This window comes from Streptomyces sp. NPDC104581, assembly GCF_055583685.1.
On record NZ_JBVJNN010000006.1, the window covers coordinates 53,152 to 78,145 of the forward strand.

Annotated in this window: 21 protein-coding genes and 3 pseudogenes; 13 read left to right on the plus strand and 11 right to left on the minus strand. The window is 68.8% G+C overall.

All coding sequences use genetic code 11. The features are described 5' to 3' along the window. Positions 1–141 precede the first annotated feature (141 nt). From ACZ61E_RS07435 to ACZ61E_RS07445, 3 genes are all read right to left on the minus strand, one after another. Positions 142–819 (minus strand): DUF305 domain-containing protein, encoded by a 678-nt coding sequence (locus ACZ61E_RS07435; protein ID WP_469698386.1) that lies wholly within the window; start codon positions 817–819, stop codon positions 142–144. Beyond that, positions 816–1,463 (minus strand): DUF3105 domain-containing protein, encoded by a 648-nt coding sequence (locus tag ACZ61E_RS07440; protein ID WP_469698388.1) that lies wholly within the window; start codon positions 1,461–1,463, stop codon positions 816–818. The genes ACZ61E_RS07435 and ACZ61E_RS07440 overlap by 4 nt, the downstream gene beginning before the upstream one ends. A gap of 78 nt (positions 1,464–1,541) precedes the next feature. Then, the gene (locus ACZ61E_RS07445; protein ID WP_469698390.1) at positions 1,542–1,997 is read right to left on the minus strand and encodes a hypothetical protein; all 456 of its coding nucleotides are present in this window, start codon (positions 1,995–1,997) and stop codon (positions 1,542–1,544) included. Positions 1,998–2,133: 136 nt separating this feature from the next. Between ACZ61E_RS07445 and ACZ61E_RS07450 the strand changes: the two genes are divergently transcribed. The 4 genes from ACZ61E_RS07450 to glnA all read left to right on the plus strand — a co-directional run bounded on the left by ACZ61E_RS07450 (position 2,134) and on the right by glnA (position 5,055). Then, complete coding sequence (locus ACZ61E_RS07450) at positions 2,134–2,661, plus strand: MarR family winged helix-turn-helix transcriptional regulator (RefSeq protein WP_469698392.1); 528 nt, start codon at positions 2,134–2,136, stop codon at positions 2,659–2,661. Between the two features lie 121 nt (positions 2,662–2,782). Further along, positions 2,783–3,112 carry an ArsR/SmtB family transcription factor gene (locus tag ACZ61E_RS07455; RefSeq protein ID WP_469698394.1) on the plus strand — a complete coding sequence of 110 codons (330 nt, stop codon included), beginning with the start codon at positions 2,783–2,785 and terminating at the stop codon, positions 3,110–3,112. After that, on the plus strand, positions 3,109–3,495 hold the full coding sequence (locus ACZ61E_RS07460; protein WP_469698396.1) for a VOC family protein: 387 nt from the start codon (positions 3,109–3,111) through the stop codon (positions 3,493–3,495). The genes ACZ61E_RS07455 and ACZ61E_RS07460 overlap by 4 nt, the downstream gene beginning before the upstream one ends. A 198-nt stretch (positions 3,496–3,693) precedes the next feature. Continuing rightward, entirely contained in the window at positions 3,694–5,055 is a 1,362-nt protein-coding gene (glnA, locus tag ACZ61E_RS07465; RefSeq protein ID WP_078077637.1) for a type I glutamate--ammonia ligase, read from the plus strand. A 77-nt stretch (positions 5,056–5,132) separates the two neighbouring features. On the opposite strand, the pseudogene ACZ61E_RS07470 reads toward glnA, so the two are convergent. Next, positions 5,133–5,858: pseudogene (locus ACZ61E_RS07470) on the minus strand (tyrosine-type recombinase/integrase); the annotation flags it as partial. 2 nt (positions 5,859–5,860) lie between these two features. On the opposite strand from ACZ61E_RS07470, the pseudogene ACZ61E_RS07475 reads away from it, so the two are divergent. Both ACZ61E_RS07475 and ACZ61E_RS07480 read left to right on the plus strand, forming a co-directional pair. Beyond that, positions 5,861–6,133, plus strand: a pseudogene (locus tag ACZ61E_RS07475) (UTRA domain-containing protein); the annotation flags it as partial. Then, positions 6,130–6,798: a YdcF family protein gene (locus ACZ61E_RS07480; RefSeq protein ID WP_469698398.1), complete on the plus strand. Its 669-nt coding sequence runs from the start codon at positions 6,130–6,132 to the stop codon at positions 6,796–6,798. The pseudogene ACZ61E_RS07475 and the gene ACZ61E_RS07480, both read left to right, overlap by 4 nt. Before the next feature lie 282 nt (positions 6,799–7,080). Here the strand turns inward: ACZ61E_RS07480 and ACZ61E_RS07485 are convergent, their stop codons facing one another. Next, the gene (locus ACZ61E_RS07485) at positions 7,081–8,484 is read right to left on the minus strand and encodes an ApeA N-terminal domain 1-containing protein (protein ID WP_469698400.1); all 1,404 of its coding nucleotides are present in this window, start codon (positions 8,482–8,484) and stop codon (positions 7,081–7,083) included. Positions 8,485–8,746: 262 nt separating this feature from the next. Between ACZ61E_RS07485 and ACZ61E_RS07490 the strand changes: the two are divergent. Next, positions 8,747–8,833: pseudogene (locus ACZ61E_RS07490) on the plus strand (glutamine synthetase); the annotation flags it as partial. Positions 8,834–8,908: 75 nt separating this feature from the next. Here ACZ61E_RS07490 and ACZ61E_RS07495 read toward each other — a convergent pair. From ACZ61E_RS07495 to ACZ61E_RS07510, 4 genes are all read right to left on the minus strand, one after another. After that, on the minus strand, positions 8,909–9,595 hold the full coding sequence (locus ACZ61E_RS07495; protein ID WP_469698402.1) for an NUDIX hydrolase: 687 nt from the start codon (positions 9,593–9,595) through the stop codon (positions 8,909–8,911). Between the two features lie 6 nt (positions 9,596–9,601). Next, a complete protein-coding gene (locus ACZ61E_RS07500) occupies positions 9,602–11,125 on the minus strand; it encodes a hypothetical protein (RefSeq protein ID WP_469698404.1) in 1,524 nt (507 codons plus the stop codon). Positions 11,126–11,219: 94 nt separating this feature from the next. Beyond that, positions 11,220–11,978 carry a sulfite exporter TauE/SafE family protein gene (locus tag ACZ61E_RS07505; RefSeq protein WP_469698406.1) on the minus strand — a complete coding sequence of 253 codons (759 nt, stop codon included), beginning with the start codon at positions 11,976–11,978 and terminating at the stop codon, positions 11,220–11,222. 57 nt (positions 11,979–12,035) lie between these two features. Continuing rightward, positions 12,036–12,548: a pyridoxamine 5'-phosphate oxidase family protein gene (locus tag ACZ61E_RS07510; protein WP_469698408.1), complete on the minus strand. Its 513-nt coding sequence runs from the start codon at positions 12,546–12,548 to the stop codon at positions 12,036–12,038. Between the two features lie 388 nt (positions 12,549–12,936). Between ACZ61E_RS07510 and ACZ61E_RS07515 the strand changes: the two genes are divergently transcribed. Next, a complete protein-coding gene (locus ACZ61E_RS07515) occupies positions 12,937–16,026 on the plus strand; it encodes a bifunctional [glutamine synthetase] adenylyltransferase/[glutamine synthetase]-adenylyl-L-tyrosine phosphorylase (RefSeq protein WP_469698410.1) in 3,090 nt (1,029 codons plus the stop codon). Here the strand turns inward: ACZ61E_RS07515 and ACZ61E_RS07520 are convergent. Both ACZ61E_RS07520 and ACZ61E_RS07525 read right to left on the minus strand, forming a co-directional pair. Further along, a complete protein-coding gene (locus ACZ61E_RS07520; protein WP_469698412.1) occupies positions 16,011–17,126 on the minus strand; it encodes a phosphatase PAP2 family protein in 1,116 nt (371 codons plus the stop codon). The genes ACZ61E_RS07515 and ACZ61E_RS07520 overlap by 16 nt on opposite strands. 74 nt (positions 17,127–17,200) lie before the next feature. After that, positions 17,201–18,280: a LacI family DNA-binding transcriptional regulator gene (locus ACZ61E_RS07525; protein ID WP_469698414.1), complete on the minus strand. Its 1,080-nt coding sequence runs from the start codon at positions 18,278–18,280 to the stop codon at positions 17,201–17,203. Between the two features lie 382 nt (positions 18,281–18,662). Here ACZ61E_RS07525 and ACZ61E_RS07530 point away from each other — a divergent pair, with 382 nt between their 5' ends. From ACZ61E_RS07530 to ACZ61E_RS07550, 5 genes are read left to right on the plus strand one after another with little or no spacing between them, the layout of a single operon-like run. Further along, positions 18,663–19,937 carry an extracellular solute-binding protein gene (locus ACZ61E_RS07530; protein ID WP_469698416.1) on the plus strand — a complete coding sequence of 425 codons (1,275 nt, stop codon included), beginning with the start codon at positions 18,663–18,665 and terminating at the stop codon, positions 19,935–19,937. 33 nt (positions 19,938–19,970) lie between these two features. Continuing rightward, positions 19,971–20,984 carry a carbohydrate ABC transporter permease gene (locus ACZ61E_RS07535; protein ID WP_469698418.1) on the plus strand — a complete coding sequence of 338 codons (1,014 nt, stop codon included), beginning with the start codon at positions 19,971–19,973 and terminating at the stop codon, positions 20,982–20,984. 5 nt (positions 20,985–20,989) lie between these two features. Beyond that, positions 20,990–21,886: a sugar ABC transporter permease gene (locus ACZ61E_RS07540; protein WP_469698617.1), complete on the plus strand. Its 897-nt coding sequence runs from the start codon at positions 20,990–20,992 to the stop codon at positions 21,884–21,886. Positions 21,887–21,933: 47 nt separating this feature from the next. Beyond that, positions 21,934–23,643 carry a glycoside hydrolase family 13 protein gene (locus tag ACZ61E_RS07545; protein ID WP_469698420.1) on the plus strand — a complete coding sequence of 570 codons (1,710 nt, stop codon included), beginning with the start codon at positions 21,934–21,936 and terminating at the stop codon, positions 23,641–23,643. Beyond that, positions 23,628–24,695, plus strand: coding sequence for a LacI family DNA-binding transcriptional regulator (locus ACZ61E_RS07550; RefSeq protein ID WP_469698422.1), 1,068 nt, complete (start codon positions 23,628–23,630; stop codon positions 24,693–24,695). Before ACZ61E_RS07545 ends, ACZ61E_RS07550 begins: the two co-directional genes overlap by 16 nt. Positions 24,696–24,994 lie beyond the last annotated feature (299 nt).

The window sequence follows — 24,994 nt, forward strand, 5'->3', positions numbered from 1 at the left end:
CCCAAACCCCCTCACCACCCCCCCACCCCCCCCCCCCCCCCCCCCACCCCCACCCCCCCCCCCCCCCCCCCCCCCCCCCCCCCCCCCCCCCCCCCCCCCCCCCCCCCCCCTCTCCGGGGGCGGGCGGGGCCCGCCGGGTGGTCAGGCGCGCGGCTTCGCGCCCCGTGCCTTCAAGAGGTCGGCCATCAGGTCCAGTTCGGACTGCTGCGCCGTCACCATGCCCTCGGCCAGGGCCCGTTCGGTGTCCACCTCGCACAACTCGGCGCAGCCTCGGGCCATCGTGACACCGCCCTTGTGGTGGTCGGTCATCAGCTGGAGGTAGAGGATCTCCGCCTTCTCGCCTTTGGCGGTCCGCAGGGCCTCCAGCTCCGTCTTCGTTGCCATGCCCGGCATCAGGGAGCCGTCACGGACCTCGTGGGCGCCGTGATCCATGCCCTCCATGCCGTCCATGTCCGCGTGGCCGCCGTCCTCCGCCATCCAGGCCATCGGCTCCCGGTCGGTGGAGATCTTCGGCAGCTTCCACAGGTCCAGCCAGCCCAGCAGCATGCCGCGCTGGTTCGCCTGGGTGTTGGCGATGTCGTACGCGAGCCGGCGCACCTCCTCGTCGTCCGTGCTGTCGCGCACAAGGAACGACATCTCCACCGCCTGCTGGTGGTGGACCGCCATGTCGCGCGCGAAGCCCGCCTCGGCCGAGTCCTCCGTGGGCGTGGCGCTCGCGCGGGGCGAGTCCTCGCGCCCCGCGGAGGCGACCGTGGCCGCCCCCGCGAACAGCAGGGCGAGCACGACCGCCGTGATGGCCGCCCAGTTCGTGCGGGTCACTGGTCGCCCATTCCGCCGGTGCAGGCCGCACCCGGCTCAGGCGTCTGCGGGCCCTGCACGTACTTGGCGAAGAACTGGTCGACGCGCGGGTCCTTGGCGCTGTCGACGGTGACCTGCTTGCCCCACGCGGTCAGCATGATGGCGCCGGCCTGCTCCTTCACGGGGCTCATCAGCGTGTACTGCGTCTTGCCCACGCGCTCGCCGAGGGACTTCACGTCGCTCTCGGGCGCCTTGTCGTTGTACGTCACCCAGACCGCGCCGTGCTCCAGCGAGTGCACGGCGTTCTCGTTGGGGATCGCGTCCTTGTAGACGTCGCCCCCGCAGTTCATCCAGACCTGGTTGTGGTTGCCGCCGACCGGCGGCGTCTGCGGGTAGTCGACCGCCTCTGCGACGTGGTCGCGGCCCAGCTCCTTCGCGTCCCAGGACTTCTCGCCCTTCACGGGCTCGGCGGCGGCCTTCTCCTCCTTCTTCTGGTCCTCGGACTCCTTGTTCAGCACGAACGCGCCGAAGGCGACGAGGGCCACGACCACGACCGTGCTCGCCGTGATGGTGATGATGCGGTTGCGCCGCTCGCGCGCGCGCTCGGCCTTGCGCATCTGCTCTATTCGGGCCTTGCGCTCGGTGCTCTGGGACTTGGAAGCCATGGTTGTAATTCGTCCTTCTCGAAAACTGCGGAACGGGGGTGGGGGAGGTACTGGAACCCGGTGGGGGCGCGGGCCCGGCTACGTCCGCAGTACTTGAAGGACGTGGAGGTCCGGCGCGCGCGGAGACGCTCCGGAGCGGGACACCTGGCCGGTGGGGGGCGGCAGCGCGGGGCGCGCGGGATTTACGTCGTCGGTGCCGAGCGGGTCGGCGGGGTGCGGCGCGGTCAGCACGGCCGGGCTGAGGTGCGGGATGAAGCGGCAGTTGCCCCGGTCGTACGGGCAGGTGTACTCGGGGGCGGCGGCGGGCCCGGCCGCCGCCACATCCGTACGGAGGGTGATGCCGGCGCCGGCCGTCCGCGCGGTGTGCCGGGCCGCCGCACCGTCCGCCGCGGTTTCCGCCGCCCGTACGGCCGGGGACCGCGTGTCGTGCGCGTCGGCGGGGCCCAGACAGACGTAGAGCGCGGCGAGCAGCGTCACCACGGCGCTGAGCAAGGCCGTGGGACGCGCGTCGCGTATGTGCCGCCGTCCCCCCATGGGCGCAGATCGTAGTCCGTACAGGTGGCCGAGCAGGAGGGCGCGGCGGGTTCCGAGTCCGGAACGTGCCTGTCGCGGTAGTGGCGGCGGGGTGCGAGGAGGGGTCGGCGGGGCCCTGGGCGCGGTACAAAGAAGCATGGACGACCCTCCGGAACCCTTGCCGAGCGAGCCCGACGTCGACGACGTCACCCGCGCCGTGCTGATCGCCTCACGGCTGCTGGTGGCCGTCTCCGTCCGTTCCCTGGCCACTGTCCGGGACCGGGTCACGCTGCCCCAGTTCCGGCTGCTGAAGGTCCTCTCGGGCCAGGGCGGCGCCAAGCTCGTGTCGCTCGCCGAACGGCTGGGCGTGAACCCCTCCACCGCGATGCGGATGGTCGACCGGCTCATCGCCGCCGGGCTCGCCGAACGCGGGGTCAACCCCGGCGACCGGCGCGAGACCGTGCTGCGGCTCACGGAGGAGGGCCGGACGCTCGTGGCGGACGTCTCGGCGGCACGCCGCCGGGAGATCACCTCGATCGTCCAGCGGTTGGCTCCCGAGCAGCGTACGGCGCTCGTGGAGGCCCTCACGGCGTTCACCGAGGCGGGCGGGGAGCGGCCCATGCCGGGCGACGACGGGGAGCCGTATCCGCTGGGCTGGTCGGACACGGCGGTGCCGCTCCACTGAGCCGACGGCCGACGGCCGACGGCCGACGCGTACCGGGTCCCGGCGACCGGTGACCGCCCGGCGGTCCGCGGGCGCGGCCGGCCGGGTTGATAGGCAAGTGAATTCTTGCCTATAGTGGGGTGTGCCCGATGACGTGTTCAAGGCCCTGGCCGACCCCACCCGCCGCACGATCCTCGACGAACTGGCCGAACGCGACGGACAGACGCTCTTCGAGATCTGCGGCCGGCTGCTGACCAAACACGGGCTCAGCCTGTCCCGGCAGGGCGTCTCGCAGCATCTGACCCTTCTCGAGGCCGCCGGTCTCGTCGAGACACGGCGCGACGGCCGCTACAAGTTCCACCATCTGAACACCGGACCGCTGGAACACCTCACCGACCGCTGGCTCGCGCCCGCGAGCCGGGCCGGGACCGCCTCCGGTCCCGCACCCGAATCACCAGGAGAGACCCCATGAAGATCAATCTGGCCGGCGTCTTCGTCAACGACCAGGCCGAGGCGCTGCGCTTCTACACCGAAGTGCTCGGCTTCCGGAAGAAGAACGACGTCCCGGTGGGTGAGGACCGCTGGATCACCGTCGTCTCCCCGGCCGACCCCGACGGCACCGAGCTGCTGCTCGAACCGTCCGGGCACCCCGCCGTGAAGCCCTTCAGGGACGCGCTGGTCGCCGACGGCATCCCGTACACCTCCTTCGCCGTCGACGACGTCCACGCCGAGTTCACGCGCCTCCAGGGGCTCGGTGTGCGTTTCACGCAGGAGCCCGTCGAGATGGGCCCGGTGACCGTCGCCGTCTTCGACGACACGTGCGGCAATCTCATCCAGATCGCCCACGCCGCCTGAGCCGGCGGCCGTCCCCGCACCCCCTTGCGCCACTGGGACACCCGGACGCGCGGACCGCGCGCCGGGTGTCCGACAATGCTTTAGTACGCCGGTGTGCAACCTTCCGGAAATCCTGTGGTGTCATGCTCGGGTGCCCCGGTGTACTCGGCGGCGTGGGAGCAGGCGGCCTGACCGGCAAGGATGGGTAGGACAGCAGACATGGACAAGCAGCAGGAATTCGTGCTCCGGACGCTCGAGGAACGCGACATCCGCTTCGTACGCCTGTGGTTCACCGATGTGCTCGGCTTCCTCAAGTCGGTCGCCGTCGCCCCCGCCGAGCTTGAACAGGCATTCGACGAGGGCATCGGCTTCGACGGCTCGGCCATCGAGGGCTTCGCGCGGGTCTACGAGTCGGACATGATCGCCAAGCCGGATCCGGGGACCTTCCAGATCCTGCCGTGGCGCGCGGAGGCCCCCGGCACCGCCCGGATGTTCTGCGACATCCTGATGCCCGACGGCTCCCCGTCCTTCGCGGACCCCCGCTACGTCCTGAAGAGGATGCTCGCCAAGACCTCGGACCTCGGCTTCACCTTCTACACCCACCCCGAGATCGAGTTCTTCCTCCTGAAGGACAAGCCGGTCGACGGCACCCGACCCACCCCCGCCGACAGCTCCGGCTACTTCGACCACACCCCGCAGAACGTCGGCATGGACTTCCGCCGCCAGGCGATCACCATGCTCGAATCCATGGGCATCTCCGTGGAGTTCAGCCACCACGAAGGCGCCCCGGGCCAGCAGGAGATCGACCTGCGGTACGCCGACGCGCTCTCCACCGCCGACAACGTCATGACCTTCCGCCTGGTCATGAAGCAGGTCGCGCTGGAGCAGGGCGTCCACGCGTCCTTCATGCCGAAGCCGTTCAGCGAGTACCCGGGCTCCGGCATGCACACCCACCTCTCCCTCTTCGAGGGCGACCGCAACGCGTTCTACGAGTCGGGCGCCGAGTACCAGCTCTCCAAGGTCGGCCGGTCCTTCATCGCCGGACTTCTGCGGCACGCCGCCGAGATCTCCGCCGTCACCAACCAGTGGGTCAACTCCTACAAGCGCATCTGGGGCGGCTCCACCCGCACCGCAGGCTCGGGCGGCGAGGCCCCCTCGTACATCTGCTGGGGCCACAACAACCGCTCCGCCCTGATCCGCGTCCCGATGTACAAGCCCGGCAAGACCGGCTCCGCGCGCGTGGAGGTCCGCTCCATCGACTCCGGCGCCAACCCCTACCTGACCTACGCCGTCCTGCTGGCCGCCGGTCTCAAGGGCATCGAGGAGGGCTACGAACTCCCGGCGGGCGCCGACGACGACGTATGGGCCCTCTCCGACGCCGAGCGCCGCGCGATGGGCATCGAGCCGCTGCCGCAGAACCTCGGTGAGGCGATCTCCCTGATGGAGCGGAGCGAACTGGTCGCCGAGACGCTGGGCGAGCACGTCTTCGACTTCTTCCTCCGCAACAAGAAGCGCGAGTGGGAGGAGTACCGCTCCGAGGTCACGGCCTTCGAGCTGAAGGCCCTGCTGCCGGTGCTGTAGGCGCAGGTCAGCGGCTTATGGGTGCTCCCACGGATGGGACGCCGGGCACGGGCGTCGCGCCCCATCCGTGGCCATGATCACCCGTGGGCCGTCTGTGGGCCGTCCGGCCCGGACGGGCGGCCCAAGTAGAGCTTGTCCATGGCGTGGCGGGCCCGTCCGTCGCTGCTCGGGAGCAGGTGCGTGTACGTCCGCAGGGTGAAGCCAGGGTCGGTGTGCCCGAGGTACGTGCTCAGCGCTTTGATGTTCTCCCCGGCGTCCAGGAGAACGGACGCGTAGAAGTGCCTGAGTGCGTGCATGCCGTGCTCCCTGGCGGCGTCGTGACGCCTGCCCGGCTCGCGCCCCGGAATGACGCCAGCCGAGACGAGAGCGGGCTTCCATAGACGCGTGTTGAAGTCGGTGCGGCGTACCGCCCCTTTCCCGTCCGGTCGGACGAAAAGGATGCGCTTGGTAACGGGCTTGCCGTCCGGGCGGGCCCACGGCAGCGTCACAGGCACCGGGGAATGTTCGGCCACATGCTCCTTCAATGCTGCGGCCACCTGCGGGGCAAGCGGCACATCACGTTCCTTCTGCCGCTTGGGCAGCGCGAAGACCAAAGCGCCCTCCACGACTTTGACTTGGCATCCCACATGCAGCCAACCGGTGTCGAACTGGATCGCCTCTTCCGCCAGACCGAAGATCTCACCTTGGCGGAGACCACAACCAGCGCCGAGGTCGACCATCGTGCGGTACTGCTCGGTGAGTGCAGCCTGGACGGCGAATACGCGGCCCGACGTCCAGGGCACAACCTTCTGGGTGTTTCGTGCCCGGCCGTGGTGGCGGATTCCGGGTTCTGTACGACGCAGGATACGAGATCGACCACATGACGGAAGAGTTGTTCGCTCGCATCCCAACGTCAGAGGAGGTGAAGCTGCTACACCTGCCGAACGGTGAGCCTGTCGTTGAGCTCCACCGGATCACCTACACGGCAGATGGCACGGTTGTTGAGTTCGCCTTGGGGGTGCATGCCGCATCACGCTTTGCGTGGAAGTACGAATTCAAGGTTCCTGACTCCGCACAGGACAGGAGGGAAGGTCGATGATCTCGACGCAGGCCTGGGCAGACGCTCGGAAGCTGTGGGACTTCCATCAAATGCATCATGAGCCGAGACCGTGTTCCGTCGCGGTCGGCCTCGGCAGCCATGACCTGGGAGTCGCTGATACCGCCGTGGACTTCTACCGGCGCGGCATGGTGCCCCTCATTGTCTTCACCGGGGCGACGAGCCGAACGACGGAAGAACGCATGCCGCGCGGTGAGGCTGTCCACTACCGCGAACGTGCACTCGCGCTCGGGGTGCCCGCCGCCGCCGTACTTGTCGAGCCTCGGGCTCGAAACACGGGCGAGAACATTCGCTTCTCGCGGACACTGCTAGCACAGGCCGACGTGGCAGTGTCTTCCGTGCTGTTGATCAGCAAGCCGTATGAGGAGCGGCGCGCGTACGCGACTGCGCGCAAGCTCTGGCCGGAAGTCGAAATTGTGAGCGCGTCGACGCCAATGACCTTTGAGGCGTACGTGGATTCCATCGGTGATGCGCGTCTTGTGCTCGATATGCTTGTCGGAGCGCTTCAGCGTCTGATGATCTACCCGAAGCAAGGGTTCATGATCCCTCAGCCTGTGGCGAACGACGTGGCAGCGGCCTACGAGCGGTTGCGCCAGGGAGGCTTCACAAGCCGAATCGTGGCGGACGATCCCTCGATCAGTCGTTGATGTTTGAAGGACCAAATTGAGGGCTAGAACGGTGAATCCACTGGACCGCTTGGGTGCTGACGGGTAATTCGCCGGGGTGTGGTCTCAAATCCCTCCCCCCGACAGTCAGTACAGCAGAGCAGATGGCCATTCGCGATCAAGCGAATGGCCATCTCTCGTGTGGGGGAAGGAGGCTGAGCAGGCTTCGGTGACGTCCATTTTGTTGGTGCTCGTAAAGATCGCGTCTATGAATTCGCCAGAGCGACCGTGTGCGACTCTTGCGGACCTTGCTCAGCTCAGGACTTAGCTTGGATAGTTTATGAATGCTCCGTTAGGGCCAACGAACCTGTCGTGTCGCCGGCACATCTCGGCCAACTCATCGAAGGAGGAGCTAGTTGCGTAATCTCGAACCAATTGGCCGGTAGGATCGACCAAGTTCGTGGCGACAAGGCGCACGATTGTCATAGCAAATTCACTGACGAAGTACGTCTCAATGGGATCCGGAAATACTCCACGATCAAAGTGCTTGATCGTGTTGTAGTTCTTGGAGATTGCGCGAGCCAAAGCGGTAGGAGATTCGGATAGGCGCTGCCAGTCAATGTCAAGAGATAGGATGGCTCGAAGGACGTAAGTGGCCGTAGTTGGATATCCTGAACCGTTGTGGGTTTCTTCTTCACCGGAAATATGGCCAAGCAAACTCCCTGCTGCTTCTAGGCTCATCGAAGCATTTACCACGAGATTCTCAAGCACTGTACCCGGTCGGCTCAATACGCTGACTGCTGGCTCAATGAAACGCTTCCATGGTTCATAATTTAGGCCCCACCTCTCCAAGCCCTCACCGCCAACCTGTGCTAGATAGAAGACTGGCTGCCTGAATTTTTTCCGCTCGGGTTTAGGTTGAGAGAAGTCTCGAAAGGTTCTATGGCTAATGGCCTCATGGAATGATTTTCCAAGAGTTCTTCCGTTGAGTGCCGTGTCGGCGAATAGATCATCCCGGATCTTATGGCGGCGGAAGTAGATAGGCTGTCCGAAAGCCAGCTTCAAGAGCGAAGCCAGCTTTCTCTGTTCTGAGAGGTGCTCTTTCATTGGGCGAGGTGTGGGAAAGGTGCTCTGAAGTGCCACCCATTCGGTGATTTGGAATCCAGGTGAAGAATCAGATGTGGACCAACTTGTGTTGAGCTTCATCTGCGCTTCTCCTTGGGTCCAGGAGACGCTCTCCGTGCTTTCGGCGGTGATGGTGACCTTATTTACTCGACCTTCCTCATTCGTCTCTCTTTCGTGGTGAACCGCTCGAAAGCGAGTCCATTCGAACAAAGCGTCGAGCTCAGATGTGAATTCCGATACTTTTAGATCTTCGGTAAGATCTCCATCCCTGTTCGCCAGCACGACTTCATCAGGGGTGATGAACCCCGCTGCATGGCCGTGTCCAAAGTTCATGGAGTGGCCCGAGTACCGGCATCCGAAAAGATAGATAACTCCACCGTGAGTTATGAACATGAGATTTTTTGGAGGCGCTCCAGTCTCGAACCATTTCTCAGCATTCGCGAATTGTTCCTGATCTGAGTGGTGAATATATGGCACCTCAAGTCGGACGCCACGGGTCTCGCTATAGGTCAGTGTTGCGACGACGTATGGCGTCCCCTCGACGCCGTCTACCAGTAGTCCAGCGAGCGAGTCGCCAAAAGTAAGTGTCTTGATTGGCATCATGTCCCCCTTGTCCATGCGGGTTCGGCCCTATCGCATGGTACGACTCTAACTACGCGCTTTGGCCTGTTTCAGGCATTTCCCTGTGCGCGTGTGGATCACCATCAACAAGCCGGGCGGGGGCATGCGGACGCGGGTGCCGGGCCGTCTCTGGGCCGTCGGGGGATGACCCAGGACGACCAGGGACGACCATCGGCAACCGCTATCCCGCAGGTCAGCGCACCATTAGATCGAACAATTCGAAGTCGTCATCCCCACGCGCCAGTTCCTCCGCAACAAGAAGCGCGAGTGGGAGGAGTACCGCTCCGAGGTCACGGCCTTCGAGCTGAAGGCCCTGCTGCCGGTGCTGTAGCGGCGGGTCCCGGAGTGCCGGGCCCCGGAAGCGGCGGGGCCGCCACGCCGGCGGTCGTCCGGGCGCCGGCAGGCGTCAAGGGGCCGTGTGGTGCCCGTCCTTCGGGAGCAGGCCCGCGAGCCGGGCGCGGGTGAGAACGGCGATGGTGTACCCGTCGGTGATCCCGCCCCGCCCGATCAGCTCCTCGGCCCGGTGCGGCGGCATGACCACGGCCCGCCGGATGCCCTCCGCGGCGTCCAGCGCCCCGACCGCCGAGATCCGGGCCGCGTACAGCTCGGCGTGCGAGCCGAGCAGCCCGGTGTCGGCGTGGACGCCGCCGAGCGGGATCAGCTCGTCGAGCCGCACGCCCAGCTCCTCCCGGAGTTCGCGGATCGCGTTCTCCGGCGCCCCCGACCCCGGTTCCCCCATGCCGCGCGGTGCCTCCAGGTGCCAGGCGCGGGTGGCGTGCCGGTAGTGCTCCACCAGGACGACGTCGGGGCCTTCGCCGATCAGCGGCAGGACCACCACCCCGGGGGTGTCCGTCGCGGGCAGGACTCTCAGATAGAGGCCCAGCCCGCCCCCGGGGAAGCGGACGGCGTCACGGACGAGCGTGATGAACCGGTCGCCGTACACCACGCCGACCGGTTCGTCCGGTCCGACGCCGCGCCGGGCCGCCTCGATGTCGGCCGGGTCGAGCAGGATCTCGATGCCGTCCGGGACGTTGGCGAACATCTCCGGGCGCTCGCGGCGCAGTTCGTCGTAGGTGGGGACGGGGCGTTTCATGGCGCGTCAGTACTCCGGTACTTCGTCGGTCTCCTGGATGGTGGTGGAACTGGTGGCGGACGGGGACCCGTGGCGCTCCGTGTACCCGGGAAGCCGGCGGGCCAGCTCATGGAACCGGGTCCACTCCTGTTCGGTGTCCAGCCGTACGGAGGCGATCTCGCGGGCGAACTTCTGCTCCCGTTTCCCGGCAGCCCGGTTGCGCACGATCAACTGGACCGAACCGCCCCGCGATCCCGTCGCCGCGGCTCCCAGAGTCGCGGCCACGGCCCACCCCTCGTTGCCGGTCACCGCGGTGAAGGCGGCTCCGCCGACGGTCAGGACGACTTCGACGACGGGCGACCAGTCGGTCGCGGTGGTGCCACCGCGTCCGGCCGCGGCGATCTTGATGATCTCGGAGTTGAGCCGGACGTACCGGTCGAAGACCTCGCCGACATGGTCCCCGAAGGCCGCCGGATCGCCCGTCAGCGACGTGAACGCCTCGATGTAGCGGTGCCAGGCGCCGCTCTGCCTCAGCCGCCAGATGTCCTCCAGGCTCAGGGAGTCGATCGCCGCGGGCGTGAGCCGGTCCTGGACGGTGGAGAACGCCTGCCTCTGGAGGAACCGCACCAGCTGCTCCGGGTCCCGGATGATCCCGTCGGCGGGTGCGGCGCGCACGTCCCGCCACTCCTGGAGCGTCACCCGGCGCAGGCTGTCGGTCGGAGTGAGCGGATACATGCCGAGGGCGTCGGCGAGATTCACGTTGTAGATCAGGTCCAGCAACTGCTTGATCTCGGCGGCGAAGGGCTTGTCGCGGTCGTACCGGCCGTCGGTGACGGGAGTGCCGTCCACGCACACGAACTTCTGGTACAGCAGATTGCGGGTGACGGCGGCGTCACGGATGCGCTCGTGGTTGCTGTGGTCGACGACCTCACCGATCCTCTCGGTGAACGCTCCGACCCGCCCTTCCGGTACGCCGACCTGTTCCGCGAGCAGCGGAATGTCCTTGGCGGTCAGTCCCTGGACCCTGGCGGCGAACGGATTGATGAGGGCCGATTTGGCGTCCCTGGCGTTCTCCTGGTCGTTCCAGGACATGCGCAGACAGGTCACCCGCTCCGTGGCCGGCATCTCCGTGAGGGTGTCGCGCCAGGCGTCGAAAGCGGCCTCGTCGACATCCATGCGCGGGCGGTCGGTGGGCTCACGCTCACCGAGCAGGAAGGGGACGAGCGCGCCGTCGGCCAGTAACTTCTGGTGGGCCCGCCGGGCTTCCCCGCCCTCGGAGAGGTCCCGGCTCATGGCGGGGTTGTTGTAGAAGAACACCCGGTTCACGACGACTTGCCGGGTGTTGATCAGGCTGCGGAAGTATTCGGCACGCACCTGGTCGTTCCGCTTGGCCCGGACATCCTTCAGGGACTTGCCCTTCGCGATCATTCTCCGGGTCAGGTCGGCGTCGACCCACTGGTTGTCCAGCGACTGCGCCACGACGGCGCCCGGATCCAGATTCTCCGGACGTATCCGGGTCAGCGCGTCGTCCCCGGTCCGCTCACCGCTCATGATCCGTCCCCCCACACCCGGTGCCTGACGAGTATTCAGATATCCCATCACGGACGGGGCCGGTGTGTCCCGCCGAGGCGTGAACGCCGTCGGCTCAGCGCAGGAGGAGCTGGAGGCCGCCCAGGATCGTCGCGCCGATCACCAGCCGTTCGAAGACCCGCTGGTCGATACGGTCCACGCAGAGCTTGCCGATGAGGGCGCCGGGCAGGACGAAGAGCACGAGCAGCGCGTCCAGCAGCAGCGACTCGCGGTCGATCAGGCCGAGGCCCACGCTGAAGGGCACCTTGCTGGTGTTGACGATCAGGAAGAACCAGGCGGACGTGCCGAGGAAGCCGAGCTTCCGGAAGCCCGCCGACAGCAGGTAGAGCGACATCACGGGGCCGCCCGCGTTGGCGACCATCGTGGTGAAGCCGCCGAGGACCCCGTACGAGCGGGCCTTCACGCGGCCCTTGAGCGAGGCCGTCTCCTCCGGGGCCTCCTCCTCCCGCGTCCGGCGCCGCCGCCAGATCGTCACCCCGGCCATCAGGAGCAGGATCGAACCGATCGAGACGCGTACGGCGCCGTCGTCGGCCCACAGCATGAAGACGGCGCCGATCACCACACCCCCGGCGACCGCCGGGAACAGCCGCCACAGGGTGGGCCAGTGCGCGTGGCGGCGGTAGGTGAGGACGGCGATCGTGTCGCCGACGATGAGGATCGGCAGGAGGACCCCGGTCGACTCGCGGGCGGGGAGCACGGCGGCGAACACCGCGAGGCTGACCGTGTTGGCACCGCTCACCGCCGTCTTGGAGAAGCCGACGAGGGCGGCCGCCGCGGCGAGCGCGACGAATTCCCAGATGCTGATCGTGTCCATGGCGATGTCCCATGCTACGACCACGCGTCCGGACCGCCTCGGGCGAGCCGGTGGGCGTCAGGAGAACCGCCAGCGGGTCTGGCCGTACGGGGACTTGGCGAAGCCGAAGACCGTGCGGGGGGTGACGCCGAAGACCAGGGCCGCGCCATGGGGGTCCGCGAACGCGCCGTCCCGCACCTCGAAGCGCCAGTCCGGGCCGTACTTGCACTCCCACAGCGCGGCCAGTTCGCGCAGCCGCGCGTCGTCCGTCTCGCGTACCGCCTCGCCCTCGACCACCAGGTCGTGACCCTCGTTGAGCGCGTTGGTGCCGGTGGTCAGGACGACCTCGCGGTTCTCGTTCAGATTGAGGACCTTGCGCTCCCGCTCGCCCGAGCTGAAGTACAGCGTGTCGCGCTGCCAGACCGCGAGCAGCGGGGTGACATGGGGGCGGCCGTCGGGACGCACGGTCGACAGCCAGAAGATCTCCGCCTCCCTCAGCCGGGGCACCGCGTCGGCCCAGTCCCCGGCGGTGGCCCGCGGGTCGCTGTAGCGGGTGTCCAGGTGGGTGCCGGACGGTTCCTTGTGCGCCATGGCGCGGTCCCTTCGGGAGAGGCTCTGCGGTCGCGGACGGGAGTGCACCCACGACCCTTCCGCACGTGGTGACCGGCCGCGACGCGAGAACTCATCGCCCGAGGTCGCGATCCGGGCCCCGGGGGAGCGGTCCGTGCCCCCGGGGGACCGCCGTGGCCGGACGAGTCGTATTGGAGCCCCGCCCGCCCCGCCCGCCCCGGCGGTTCCGGGGCGGCCACGCCCGCCGCGCCGTCGAAACACCCTCGTAGCGGAGCAACCGGGGCATCCCGCCACCCCGAGGCCGCACGCACCCGACACCACCGGGCCCGCACTCCGGGCGGACGGCGCCACTTCCGAACGACTCGTCTAGGCTCGGGCCCGGACCTTGATCGGACGGACGAAAGGCCGAATGACGGTGCAGGGACGCAGGAGCAGTACCTTCACCCGCCTGCTCCGGCACGGCTTCACCGACCCCTCCGCGGCCGAGCGGCTGCTCGACGCCCCCGAGATGGGCTCCGTACGGACCGATCCCGTCCTTCTCGACGCTCTCGGCGCCACCGCCGACCCCGATCTGGCACTGCGCGGTCTGGTCCGGCTCACCGAGGCGCACGAACCCGACGAACGGCACCGGCTGCTGGACACGCTGCTCGCGGCGAAGCCGCTGCGGGACCGGCTGCTCGGGGTGCTCGGGGCGTCCGAGGCGCTCGGGGACCATCTGGCCAGGCACCCCGCCGACTGGCAGGTCCTCGTCACCTACGAGTCGGCCGATCTGCACCCCGGCGTCACCGAGTTCGAGGCCGGTCTCGCCGAGGCGCACGACGTCGACTCGCTGCGCGTCGCCTACCGCCGCTGTCTGCTCTCCCTCGCCGCCCGCGACGTCTGCGGGACGACCGACGTCGCCCAGACCGCCGCCGAACTGGCCGACCTGGCGATCGCCACGCTGCGCGCCGCGCTCGCCATCGCACGCGCCGCCGCGCCCGACGACGCCGCGGCGTGCCGGCTCGCGGTCGTGGCGCTCGGCAAGTGCGGCGGCAACGAGCTGAACTACGTCTCCGACGTCGACGTCATCTTCGTCGGCGAGCCCGCCCACTCCGCCGGGCACGAGCGCGGCGGGTCCGAGGACGGTGCCGCGGACACCGCGAGCACCGAGGCCAGGGCCGTCCAGGCGGCCACCCGGCTGGCCGCGCACATGATGCGGATCTGCTCCGAGACGACGGCCGAGGGCACCATCTGGCCCGTCGACGCCAATCTGCGCCCCGAGGGCCGCAACGGCCCGCTCGTACGCACCCTCTCCAGCCATCTCGCCTACTACCAGCGCTGGGCCAAGACCTGGGAGTTCCAGGCCCTGCTCAAGGCCCGCGCCGTCGCCGGTGACATCGCGCTCGGCAAGGAGTACGTGGAGGCCGTCTCGCCCATGGTCTGGCAGGCCGCCGACCGCGAGAACTTCGTGCCCGACGTGCAGAAGATGCGCCGCAGGGTCGTCGACAACATTCCCGTCGGCCAGATCGACCGTGAACTCAAACTCGGCCCCGGCGGGCTGCGGGACGTCGAATTCGCCGTACAGCTCCTCCAGTTGGTCCACGGCCGCAGCGACGCCTCCCTCCGCAGCGGCAGCACGCTCGTCGCCCTGCGGGCGCTCGCCGCCGGCGGCTACGTCGGCAGGACCGACGCGGCTCAGCTCGACGAGGCGTACCGCTTCCTGCGCTCCATGGAGCACCACATCCAGCTGTTCCGGCTGCGGCGCACCCATCTGGTGCCCGACGACGACGCCGATCTGCGCCGTCTCGGACGCTCGCTCGGGCTGCGCACCGAACCGGTCTCCGAGCTGAACAGGGCCTGGCGGCGGCACGCTTCGATGGTCCGGCGGCTGCACGAGAAGATCTTCTACCGGCCGCTGCTCGACGCCGTCGCCCAGCTCGCACCCGGTGAGATCAGGCTCAGCACGAAGGCGGCCGGCCAGCGTCTGGAAGCCCTCGGCTACGCGGACCCGGTGTCCGCGCTGCGGCATCTGGAGGCCTTGTCGTCCGGGGTGAGCCGCAAGGCCGCCATCCAACGGACGCTGCTGCCCGTGCTGTTGGGCTGGTTCGCGGACTCCGCCGACCCGGACGCCGGTCTGCTGGGCTTCCGGAAGGTGTCCGACGCGCTCGGCAAGACCCCCTGGTATCTGCGGCTGCTCAGGGACGAGGGGGCCGCGGCCGAGAATCTGGCCCGTGTGCTCTCCGCCGGCCGGCTCGCCCCCGACCTGCTGCTGCGCGCCCCGGAGGCGGTGGCCATCCTCGGCGACCCGGGCGGCCTGAAACCGCGTGGCGTCAAACATCTGGAGCAGGAGGTACTGGCCGCCGTCGGACGGGCCGAGACCGCCGAGATCGCCGTCGCCGTCACCCGCGGGGTCCGCCGCCGCGAGCTGTTCCGGACCGCCGCGGCCGACATCATCGGCAGTTACGGCACCGAGGAGAACCCGGCGGAGGAGGACCCCGGCCAGCTGGTCGACCGGGTCGGCAGGGCCGTCACCGACCTCAACTCCGCCACCCTGTCGGGCGCGTTGCGCGCCGCCGTGCGGCAGACCTGGGGCGACACCCTCCCCGCCAGGTTCGCGGTCATCGGCATGGGCCGCTTCGGCGGCCACGAGCAGGGTTACGGCTCCGACGCCGACGTCCTGTTCGTCTTCGAGCCGCGGGAGGGCGTCAGCGAGCACGAGGCGTCACGGGCCGCCACCACCGTCGTCTCCGAGATGCGCAGACTCCTCCAACTGCCCACGACCGACCCGCCGTTGATGATCGACGCCGATCTGCGCCCGGAGGGCAAGAGCGGCCCCCTGGTGCGGACCCTGGCCTCCTACGCCGCCTACTACCGCCGCTGGTCGCTGGGTTGGGAGAGCCAGGCGCTGCTGCGGGCCGAGCCGATGGCGGGCGACGCGGAGCTGGGCCGGTCCTTCATCGAACTGATCGACCCGCTGCGCTATCCCGCCGAGGGACTGAGCGAGGCCGCCGTACGGGAGATCCGCCGGCTCAAGGCGCGGATGGAGACCGAGCGGCTGCCGCGCGGCGCCGACCCCACGCTGCACACCAAGCTGGGCCGGGGCGGGCTCTCGGACGTCGAGTGGACGGTGCAGCTGATCCAGATGCAGCACGCCTGGCACGTGCCGGGCCTGCGCACGACCCGTACGCGCGAGGCCCTGGCCGCCGCGCACGCCGCCGGGCTGCTCTCCGTGGAGCACGCGCAGATCCTCGACGAGGCATGGGTGCTCGCGACCCGCGTCCGCAACGGCGTGATGCTGGTGCGCGGCAGAGCGGGCGACACGTTCCCCTCGGACGGCCGTGAACTGTCCGCGATGGGGCGGTACTTGGGCTACGGGCCCGGTTCGGTGACGCCGGGCGCCGGTCCGCACAACGGGCCCGGCGGCCACGGCGGGCACAGCGGCGACATGATCGACGACTACCGCCGGACCACCCGGCGCGCACGCGCGGTGATGGAGGAGCTGTTCTACGGGGCCGTCTGAGAGGACGGCGCGGTCCGGCCCGGTGGCGGGACCTTGCCCTTCGGCGGCGCCGCACCACCGGGCCGTGCCGTCCTCGGCGACGGCGAGCTGCGCGGGGACGGCGCGGTCGGGGTGGGCGGCGAGCTGGTGCCGGGCGGTGCGGTCCGTGTCGCCGTCGTACTGCCGACGGTGTGTCCGACGGGCCGGTGCCGTGGCCGGGCGGCGGCCGGTTCGCCCGGCGTGCCGGGCCCGCGGAACCACCGGCGTCCGGGCCGGTCGTCCTCCACCCACCGGGGGAGCTGGTGCGGCAGGGCCCGGTACCAGACGTAGGACACGGTGAAGCCGAACGCGAGGCAGATCATGCCGCCCACCGCGTCCAGCCAGAAGTGGTTCGCGGTCGCGACGATCACGACCAGGGTGAGCGCGGGGTAGAGCACCCCCAGGATCTTCGCCCAGGGCGCCCTGGCCAGCGCGAGGATGGTCAGCCCGCACCACAGGGACCAGCCGATGTGCATCGAGGGCATCGCCGCGTACTGGTTGGAGACGGCCTTGAAGTTGCCCGAGGCCATCGAACCCCAGGTCTCGTGGACCTGCACGGTGTCGATGAAGTTCTGCCCGTTCATCAACCGGGGCGGCGCGAGCGGATACAGATAGTAACCGGCCAGTGCCACAGCGGTGGTGGCGAAGAGGATGAGCCGGCTGGCCGCGTAACGGCCCGGATGTCTGCGGTAGAGCCAGACGAGTACCGCGATCGTGACGATGAAGTGCAGAGTCGCGTAGTAGTAGTTCATCGCGACGACGAGCCATGTCACCGAGTTCACGGCGTGATTGACGGCCTCCTCGAATCCGAGGCCCATCGCCCGCTCCGCGTGCCAGATCCAGTCCGCGTTCCGCAGGGCCTCGGCCTTCTGCTCCGGAACCGCGTTGCGGACCAGCGAATAGATCCAGTAACTCACCGCGATCAGCAGGATTTCGAACCAGATCCGGGGCCGCCGCGGTGACCGGATAGGGCGCTTCCGACCGCCGCGTGACACCGGGCCGGACTCGTCGGCCGTCGCACCCGAGGGGGGTGTCGGCGGAGCCGTCGTGCCTTCCGGAATCTTCACGGTCGTTTCACCCATGGAGAGAGAGTCTGCCAGATTTCCGCTCTCGACCGATCATCCCTCGGGTGGGTCCTGAACGCATGCGCTACGTCCTACGGACGAGTCCCTGAGCCTGACTTCCGGCCGGTTTCCTCGGGGGAAATCCCCAGGGGACCGGGTGCGGGTCCGGAGGCCGTGGAGCCGCGAACCACCAGCTCGGGCATGAAGACGAACTCGCTGTGCGGGGCGGGTGTCCCGCCGATCTCCTCCAGCAGCGTGCGCACCGCGGCCTGGCCCATCGACGGCACCGGCTTGCGGATCGTGGTCAGTGGTGGGTCGGTGAACGCTATGAGCGGCGAATCGTCGAATCCGACGACGGACACATCGCGCGGCACGTCCTTGCCGAGCTGTCTGGCGGCCCGGATCGCCCCCAGCGCCATCATGTCGCTCGCGCACACCACCGCCGTGCACCCGCGCGCGATGAGCGCCGTCGTCGCCGCCTGACCGCCCTCCAGCGTGTAGAGGGAGTGCTGGATCAGCTCCTCCGTCTCCTCCGGGTTCAGCCCCAGCTGCTCGCGCACGGTCGCGCGGAAACCCTCGATCTTGCGCAGGACCGGCACGAAACGCTTGGGGCCGACCGCGAGACCGATCCGCCGGTGCCCGAGCGAGACGAGATGGGTGACGGCCAGCCGCATCGCCGCCCGGTCGTCCGGCGAGATGAACGGCGCCCTGACCTTCGGTGAGAAACCGTCCACGAGGACGAACGGCACTCCCTGGGCGCGCAGTTGCTCGTAGCGCTGCATGTCGGCCGAGGTGTCGGCGTGCAGCCCTGAGACGAAGATGATGCCGGAGACACCGCGGTCGACCAGCATCTCCGTCAGCTCGTCCTCGGTGGAGCCGCCCGGGGTCTGGGTGGCGAGCACCGGGGTGTAACCCTGGCGCGTCAGAGCCTGGCCGATGACCTGGGCGAGCGCCGGGAAGATGGGATTCTCCAGCTCGGGCGTGATCAGTCCGACGAGGCCGGCGCTGCGCCTGCGCAGCCGTACCGGGCGCTCGTAGCCGAGGACGTCCAGTGCGGCGAGTACGGATTCGCGGGTGGCCGTGGCAACACCCGGTTTGCCGTTCAGTACGCGGCTGACCGTCGCTTCGCTGACCCCCGCCTGGGCTGCGATGTCGGCTAGCCGTGCGGTCATGGAAGTGGACTGTACCGGGCGTGTGCCGGATTGCCCACCATGTGCATGAATCAGCCACCGGTGCCGGTGGGGCGTCCGGTGCCGGATGCCTTGCAGGGCCTTGCAGTGGAGCGCTTAGCAAAATCTTGCAATACCTTGCGGAACGGCACCGGTGGAGCGGTGTCGGTGCTAACCGAGCCGGTATCGGCCGACACGTACCGTGCTTGCCAGGTCGCGCGTGTCTCGTCAAGAACCCTTGCGGCAACTGTGAGGACACGTGAATGTAACGATCACAGTCGCTTGCAGAAATCTTCCGCAAGCTCTTTCGGCCTTCTTTCATCCTTGTTACCTTCACGTCGACCCGGCGCCGCGACGGAGCGGTACGGCAGTTGAAGGAGTTCAGATGCGACGTGGCATAACGGCCACCGCCCTGGTCGCGACCCTGGCGATCGCGGCGACCGCCTGCGGCGGCGACGAGGAGTCCACCGGCGGCAAGTCGAGCTCGGGCGAGCTCAGCGGGACGGTCACCTGGTGGGACACCTCCACCGTGGGCAGTGAGGACAAGGTCTTCAAGAAGCTCGCCGAGGACTTCGAGGCCAAGCACGAGGGCGTCGACGTCAAGTACGTGAACGTGCCGTTCGGTGAGGCGCAGAACAAGTTCAAGAACGCCGCACAGTCCGGCTCCGGCGCCCCCGACGTGATCCGCTCCGAGGTCGCGTGGACGCCCGAGTTCGCCGACCTCGGCTACCTCGCGCCGCTGGACGGCACCGCCGCGCTGAAGGACGAGAAGGACTTCGTCCCGCAGGCCGCCGCCTCCACCAAGTACGACGGGAAGACCTACGCGGTCCCGCAGGTCATCGACTCCCTCGGCATCTTCTACAACAAGAAGCTGTTCAAGGACGCGGGCGTCGAAGTCCCCACGACCATCGACGAGTTGAAGACGGTCTCGAAGACCGTCAAGGACAAGACCGGCAAGACCGGCATGTATCTGCGCGGCGACGACGCGTACTGGTTCCTGTCGTTCCTCTACGGCGAGGGCGGCGACCTGGTCGACGCCAAGGACAAGACCGTCACCGTCGACAGCCCGGCCGGCGTCAAGGCCATGGAGGTCGTGAAGGACCTGGTCGACTCCGGGGCCGCCAAGACCGACGCCACCGACGGCTGGGAGAACATGCAGGCCGCCTTCAAGGGCGGCGACGTGGCCATGATGATCAACGGCCCGTGGGCGATCGCCGACACCTACGCCGGACCCCAGTTCAAGGACAAGGCCAACCTGGGTGTCGCGCCGGTGCCCGCCGGCTCGGCCGGCCAGGGCGCCCCGCAGGGCGGCCACAACCTCGGTGTCTACGCGGGCTCCAAGAACCTGGACGCCTCCTACGCGTTCGTCGAGTACATGTCCTCCGCCGAGTCCCAGGCGAAGATCACCACCGAGCTGAACCTGCTGCCGACCCGTACGTCGGTCTACTCCCGGCCCGAGGTCGCGGAGAACGAGATCGTCGGCTTCTTCAAGCCGGTCGTCGACAAGGCCATCGAGCGCCCCTGGATCCCGGAGACCGGCAGCCTGTTCGCGCCGCTGGTGACCGAGTACACCAAGGTCCTCACCGGCCAGACGACCCCCGAGAAGGGCGTCAAGGCGACCGGTGACTCCTACCGCAAGCTGCTCAAGGGCTGGAAGTAACCCGGACCGGGAGGAAGGAAGGCAGGCCGGCTGATGGCTGTCCACACCGGCCAGTCGGTGGCGAAGGCCGCGGGTGACTCGGATGTCGCCCGCGGCCGGAGCCGCGGCACTGGCAAACCCCCCGGCGGGCTGCGGCGCTCGGTCTCGACCCACTGGTACGCCTGGGCCATGGTCGCCCCCGTGGTGGCCGTGATCGGCGTGATCGTCGGGTATCCGCTGCTCCGCGGCGTCTATCTGTCGCTGACCGACGCCAACGAACGCAACGTCGAGCGGAACATCGGCGTCAACCACCTGCCCGCCACCTACGAGTTCGTCGGCCTCGACAACTACGCCGACGCCCTGACGGGTGGTCAGTTCCTGTCCACCCTCGGCTGGACGCTGGTGTGGACGGTCTCCTGCGTCGGTATCACCTTCGCACTCGGCCTCGGCCTCGCCAACATCCTCAACCGCCGGATCGCGGGCCGCTCCGCCTACCGGATGATGCTCATCCTGCCCTGGGCCGTACCGGGCTTCGTCTCCGTCTTCGCCTGGCGCTTCCTCTACAACGAGGACCGGGGCTTCCTCAACAAGCTGCTCGCCGGCGGCGGCATCGACGCCGTGCCGTGGCTGAACGACCCCACCTGGGCCAAGTTCTCGGTCATCGCCGTGAACATCTGGCTCGGTGTGCCCTTCATGCTCGTGGCCCTGCTCGGCGGACTCCAGTCCATTCCGGGCGAGATGTACGAGGCCGCCGAGATGGACGGCGCGGGCCCCTGGCAGCGCTTCCGGCACATCACCATGCCGGGCCTCAGATCGGTCAGCACCACCGTGATCCTGCTCAGCACCATCTGGACGTTCAACATGTTCCCGGTGATCTTCCTGCTGACCAGAGGCGGACCCGGCGAGGCAACCCAGATCCTGGTGACCCAGGCGTACAAGTTCTCCTTCGAGATCAGCCCACGCGACTTCGCCCAGTCGTCCACCTGGGGCGTGCTGATCCTCGTACTCCTGATGATCTTCGCCGTGGTCTACCAACGAGTCCTCCGCAAGCAGGGAGATACCTGGTGACCGCCGTGACCGAGACCACGACGAACACACCGCGCCCGAACGGCGCGTCCGCGCGCCGGGACGCCAAGGTACGGCGCCGCGGCGACCGCTCCAGGGGCGCGTCCGTCGCCCTGCACGCCACCCTGATCGTGGCGTCCGTCATCGCCGTCTTCCCCGTGCTGTGGGTGCTGCTGACGTCGCTCAAGCCCGCCGCGTACGCGACGACGACGGACTTCTTCAGAGAGACGACGTTCGAGAACTACACCAAGCTGCTGGCCGACACGCCGTTCCTCACCTGGTTCGGCAACTCGCTGCTCATCGCCGGACTCACCACCGTGCTGGGCGTGTTCACCGCCGCCACCACCGGCTACGCCGTCAGCCGCTACCGCTTCCCCGGCAAGCGCGGACTGATGTGGACCCTGCTGATCACGCAGATGTTCCCGATGGCGGTCCTCATCGTGCCGCTGTACAACATCATGTCGGACCTCGGCCTGCTCAATCAGGCCGCCGGTCTGGTGATCACGTACCTGACCATCGCCGTGCCCTTCTGCGCCTGGATGATGAAGGGCTTCTTCGACACCATCCCGCGCGAGATCGACGAGTCGGGCATGGTCGACGGGCTCACGCCGTTCGGCACCTTCTGGCGGCTGATCCTGCCGCTCGCCAAGCCCGGTCTCGCGGTGACCGCGTTCTACTCCTTCATCACCGCCTGGGGCGAAGTGGCCTACGCCTCCGCCTTCATGGTCGGTGACGAGAACCTCACCCTCGCGGGCGGTTTGCAGAAGTTCGTCAACCAGTACGGCGCCCAGTGGGGTCCGATGACAGCGGCGTCCGTGCTCATCGCGATACCCGCGGCGATCGTCTTCCTGTTCGCCCAGCGCCATCTGGTGACCGGCGTCTCCGCGGGCGCCGTAAAGGGCTGACGACGCCTTCCCCCCGCACCCTCCCACCCAGACCCCCCAGGGACGACATGACCCAGCACCTCGCTGCCCCTTCCACCGGCACGTCCGACGACGCCCCGGGCCACCGCTCCGGCTGGTGGCAGGACGCGGTGATCTACCAGGTCTATCCGCGCAGCTTCGCCGACTCCGACGGCGACGGCATGGGCGATCTCGAAGGTGTACGGAGCCGGCTGCCGTACCTCCGCGCACTGGGTGTCGACGCCGTCTGGCTCAGCCCGTTCTACGCCTCGCCGCAGGCCGACGCGGGCTACGACGTCGCCGACTACCGCGCCATCGACCCCATGTTCGGCTCGCTGCTCGACGCGGACGCGCTGATCCGCGACGCGCACGAACTCGGCCTGCGGATCATCGTGGACGTGGTGCCCAACCACTCCTCCGACCAGCACGACTGGTTCCGCCGTGCCCTCCAGGACGGTCCCGGATCGGCCCTGCGCGACCGCTACCACTTCCGTCCCGGCAAGGGCGGCAGCGGTGAACTCCCGCCCAACGACTGGGAGTCCATCTTCGGCGGACCCGCCTGGACCAGGACCACCGACCCGGACGGCACCCCCGGCGAGTGGTATCTGCACCTCTTCGCGCCCGAGCAGCCCGACTTCAACTGGGACCACCCGGCCGTCGCCGACGAATTCCGCTCCATCCTGCGCTTCTGGCTCGACATGGGCGTCGACGGCTTCCGGGTCGACGTCGCCCACGGACTCGTCAAGGCCGCCGGGCTCCCCGACATCGGCAGCGACAGCCAGCTCAAGCTGCTGGGCAATGACGTCATGCCGTTCTTCGACCAGGACGGTGTCCACGAGATCTACCGCAGCTGGCGCACCATCCTCGACGAGTACCCCGGCGAGCGGATCGCCGTCGCCGAGGCATGGACACCCACCGTGGAGCGCACCGCGAACTACGTGCGCCCCGACGAGATGCACCAGGCGTTCAACTTCCAGTACCTGAGCACCTTCTGGGACGCCGCGGCCCTCCGCGACGTGATCGACACCTCCCTCGCCGCGATGCGTCCCGTCGGGGCCCCCACCACCTGGGTGCTCTCCAACCACGACGTCACCCGCCACACCACCCGCTTCGCCCACCCCGTCGCCCTCGGCACCCAGCTCCGGGACGCCGGCGACCGCGAACTGGGGCTGCGCCGCGCCCGCGCGGCGACCCTGCTGATGCTCGCCCTGCCCGGCTCCGCCTACGTCTACCAGGGCGAGGAGCTGGGCCTGCCCGACGTCACCGACCTCCCCGACGAGGCCAGGCAGGACCCCTCGTACTTCCGCGCGGCGGGCCAGGACGGCTTCCGCGACGGCTGCCGGGTGCCCATCCCGTGGACCCGCGAGGGCTCGTCGTACGGCTTCGGCTCCGGCGGCAGCTGGCTGCCCCAGCCGGCCGGCTGGGGCGCGCTGAGCGTCGAGGCGCAGACCGGGGTGGAGGGCTCCAGCCTGGAGCTGTACCGCGCGGCCATCGCCGCCCGGCGCGCGCACCCGGGGCTCGGCGCCGGATCGTCCGTCGACTGGCAGGACGCCCCGGAGGGGGTGCTGGTCTTCGCCCGCCCCGGCTTCCTCTGCACCGTCAACACCACCGGCACGCCGGTCCGGATCCCGGTGCGCGGCAGCCTGCTGCTCGCCAGCGGCCCCGGCACCGTCGCCTTCACCGAGGCCGGCTCCCCGGGTGCGAACGGCGTCCACGAGGCCGAGCTGCCCGCCGACACCACGGTGTGGTGGACGGTGTGACGCTGCCCCTTCCCAAGATGTCCGGGGCCGGTACGCCACGGCTCTCGGACATCGCGGGACAGGCATCGGTCAGCGAGGCGACGGTCAGCCGGGTGCTCAACGGCAAGCCGGGCGTCGCGGACGGCACCCGCCAGCGGGTCCTCGCCGCGCTCGACGTGCTGGGCTACGAACGGCCCCTGCGGCTGCGGCAGCGCAGCGCCGGACTGATCGGTCTGGTGACCCCGGAGCTGATCAACCCGATCTTCCCGGCGTTCGCCCAGGCCGTCGAACAGGTCCTGGCCGGGCACGGCTACACCCCGGTCCTCTGCACCCAGCTGCCGGGCGGGGCGACGGAGGACGAACTGGTCGAGCAGTTGGTCGAGCGCGGCGTCGGCGGCATCGTCTTCCTGTCCGGGCTGCACGCGGACACCTCGGCCGACCCGTCGCGCTACGCCGCGCTCATCGACCGCGGGGTGCCGTTCGTCATGATCAACGGCTGCAACGACCGGGTCAGCGCGCCGTTCGTGTCGCTGGACGACCGGGCGGCCATGCGGATGGCCGTCGGGCACCTCGCCGATCTGGGGCACCGGCGGATCGGCCTGGCCACGGGACCGCTGCGGTACGTGCCCTCCGCGCGCAAGCGTGAGGGGTTCGTCGACGCGCTGGGCGCCTGCCTCGGACTCTCGCGGGAGGAGGCCGAGGAGCAGGTGTGCTGCACGCTGTTCAGCGTGGAGGGCGGCCAGGTGGCGGCCGGCGCGCTCCTCGACCGCGGCTGCACGGGCATCGTCTGCGGCAGCGACATGATGGCGCTGGGCGTGGTGCGGGCGGCCCGGGAGCGCGGGCTGCGGGTGCCGCGGGACGTCTCGGTGGTCGGCTTCGACGACTCGCAGCTGATCGCCTTCACCGACCCGCCGCTCACCACGGTCCGGCAGCCGGTGCAGGCGATGGCGGGGGCGGCGGTGAGCGCGCTGCTGGAGGAGATCGGCGGAAGTCCCGTGCAGCGCACGGAGTACGTGTTCCAGCCGGAGCTGGTGGTCCGGGGATCGACGGCGGGAACGGCGCGTCCCGCCTGACGCACCGTCAAGCACACGGGCGTGCCCGGGACTTCCCGCGCGTGACCGGCCCGGCCGGCCGGGCGCGTGGGGCCCCGGCGTCGCCGGGACCTCCCGTCCGACCGGACCGGAGTCGCAATGAAGGTACCTCGCCGCAATCTCTTGCGGAAGCTCTTGCACATCACCGTTTCCGATATTTCCCGCGTGTTACCCGGTGTTGTCCAGAGGGTTGACCGGGAACGACAGGGCTCGTACGGTCTGCTCCGCGGCAAGCTTTTGCTTTCTTGCAGCAAGAACATTCAGGAGCCTTGAGGGCAGGG

Excerpts from the sequence above, each read along its gene's own strand:
- ACZ61E_RS07440 (WP_469698388.1), bottom strand. The coding sequence starts at position 1,463 with ATGGCTTCCAAGTCCCAGAGCACCGAGCGCAAGGCCCGAATAGAGCAG.
- ACZ61E_RS07445 (WP_469698390.1), bottom strand. The coding sequence starts at position 1,997 with ATGGGGGGACGGCGGCACATACGCGACGCGCGTCCCACGGCCTTGCTC.
- ACZ61E_RS07450 (WP_469698392.1), top strand. The coding sequence starts at position 2,134 with ATGGACGACCCTCCGGAACCCTTGCCGAGCGAGCCCGACGTCGACGAC.
- ACZ61E_RS07460 (WP_469698396.1), top strand. The coding sequence starts at position 3,109 with ATGAAGATCAATCTGGCCGGCGTCTTCGTCAACGACCAGGCCGAGGCG.
- glnA (WP_078077637.1), top strand. The coding sequence starts at position 3,694 with ATGGACAAGCAGCAGGAATTCGTGCTCCGGACGCTCGAGGAACGCGAC.
- ACZ61E_RS07480 (WP_469698398.1), top strand. The coding sequence starts at position 6,130 with ATGATCTCGACGCAGGCCTGGGCAGACGCTCGGAAGCTGTGGGACTTC.
- ACZ61E_RS07485 (WP_469698400.1), bottom strand. The coding sequence starts at position 8,484 with ATGATGCCAATCAAGACACTTACTTTTGGCGACTCGCTCGCTGGACTA.
- ACZ61E_RS07495 (WP_469698402.1), bottom strand. The coding sequence starts at position 9,595 with ATGAAACGCCCCGTCCCCACCTACGACGAACTGCGCCGCGAGCGCCCG.
- ACZ61E_RS07500 (WP_469698404.1), bottom strand. The coding sequence starts at position 11,125 with ATGAGCGGTGAGCGGACCGGGGACGACGCGCTGACCCGGATACGTCCG.
- ACZ61E_RS07505 (WP_469698406.1), bottom strand. The coding sequence starts at position 11,978 with ATGGACACGATCAGCATCTGGGAATTCGTCGCGCTCGCCGCGGCGGCC.
- ACZ61E_RS07510 (WP_469698408.1), bottom strand. The coding sequence starts at position 12,548 with ATGGCGCACAAGGAACCGTCCGGCACCCACCTGGACACCCGCTACAGC.
- ACZ61E_RS07515 (WP_469698410.1), top strand. The coding sequence starts at position 12,937 with ATGACGGTGCAGGGACGCAGGAGCAGTACCTTCACCCGCCTGCTCCGG.
- ACZ61E_RS07520 (WP_469698412.1), bottom strand. The coding sequence starts at position 17,126 with ATGGGTGAAACGACCGTGAAGATTCCGGAAGGCACGACGGCTCCGCCG.
- ACZ61E_RS07525 (WP_469698414.1), bottom strand. The coding sequence starts at position 18,280 with ATGACCGCACGGCTAGCCGACATCGCAGCCCAGGCGGGGGTCAGCGAA.
- ACZ61E_RS07530 (WP_469698416.1), top strand. The coding sequence starts at position 18,663 with ATGCGACGTGGCATAACGGCCACCGCCCTGGTCGCGACCCTGGCGATC.
- ACZ61E_RS07535 (WP_469698418.1), top strand. The coding sequence starts at position 19,971 with ATGGCTGTCCACACCGGCCAGTCGGTGGCGAAGGCCGCGGGTGACTCG.
- ACZ61E_RS07545 (WP_469698420.1), top strand. The coding sequence starts at position 21,934 with ATGACCCAGCACCTCGCTGCCCCTTCCACCGGCACGTCCGACGACGCC.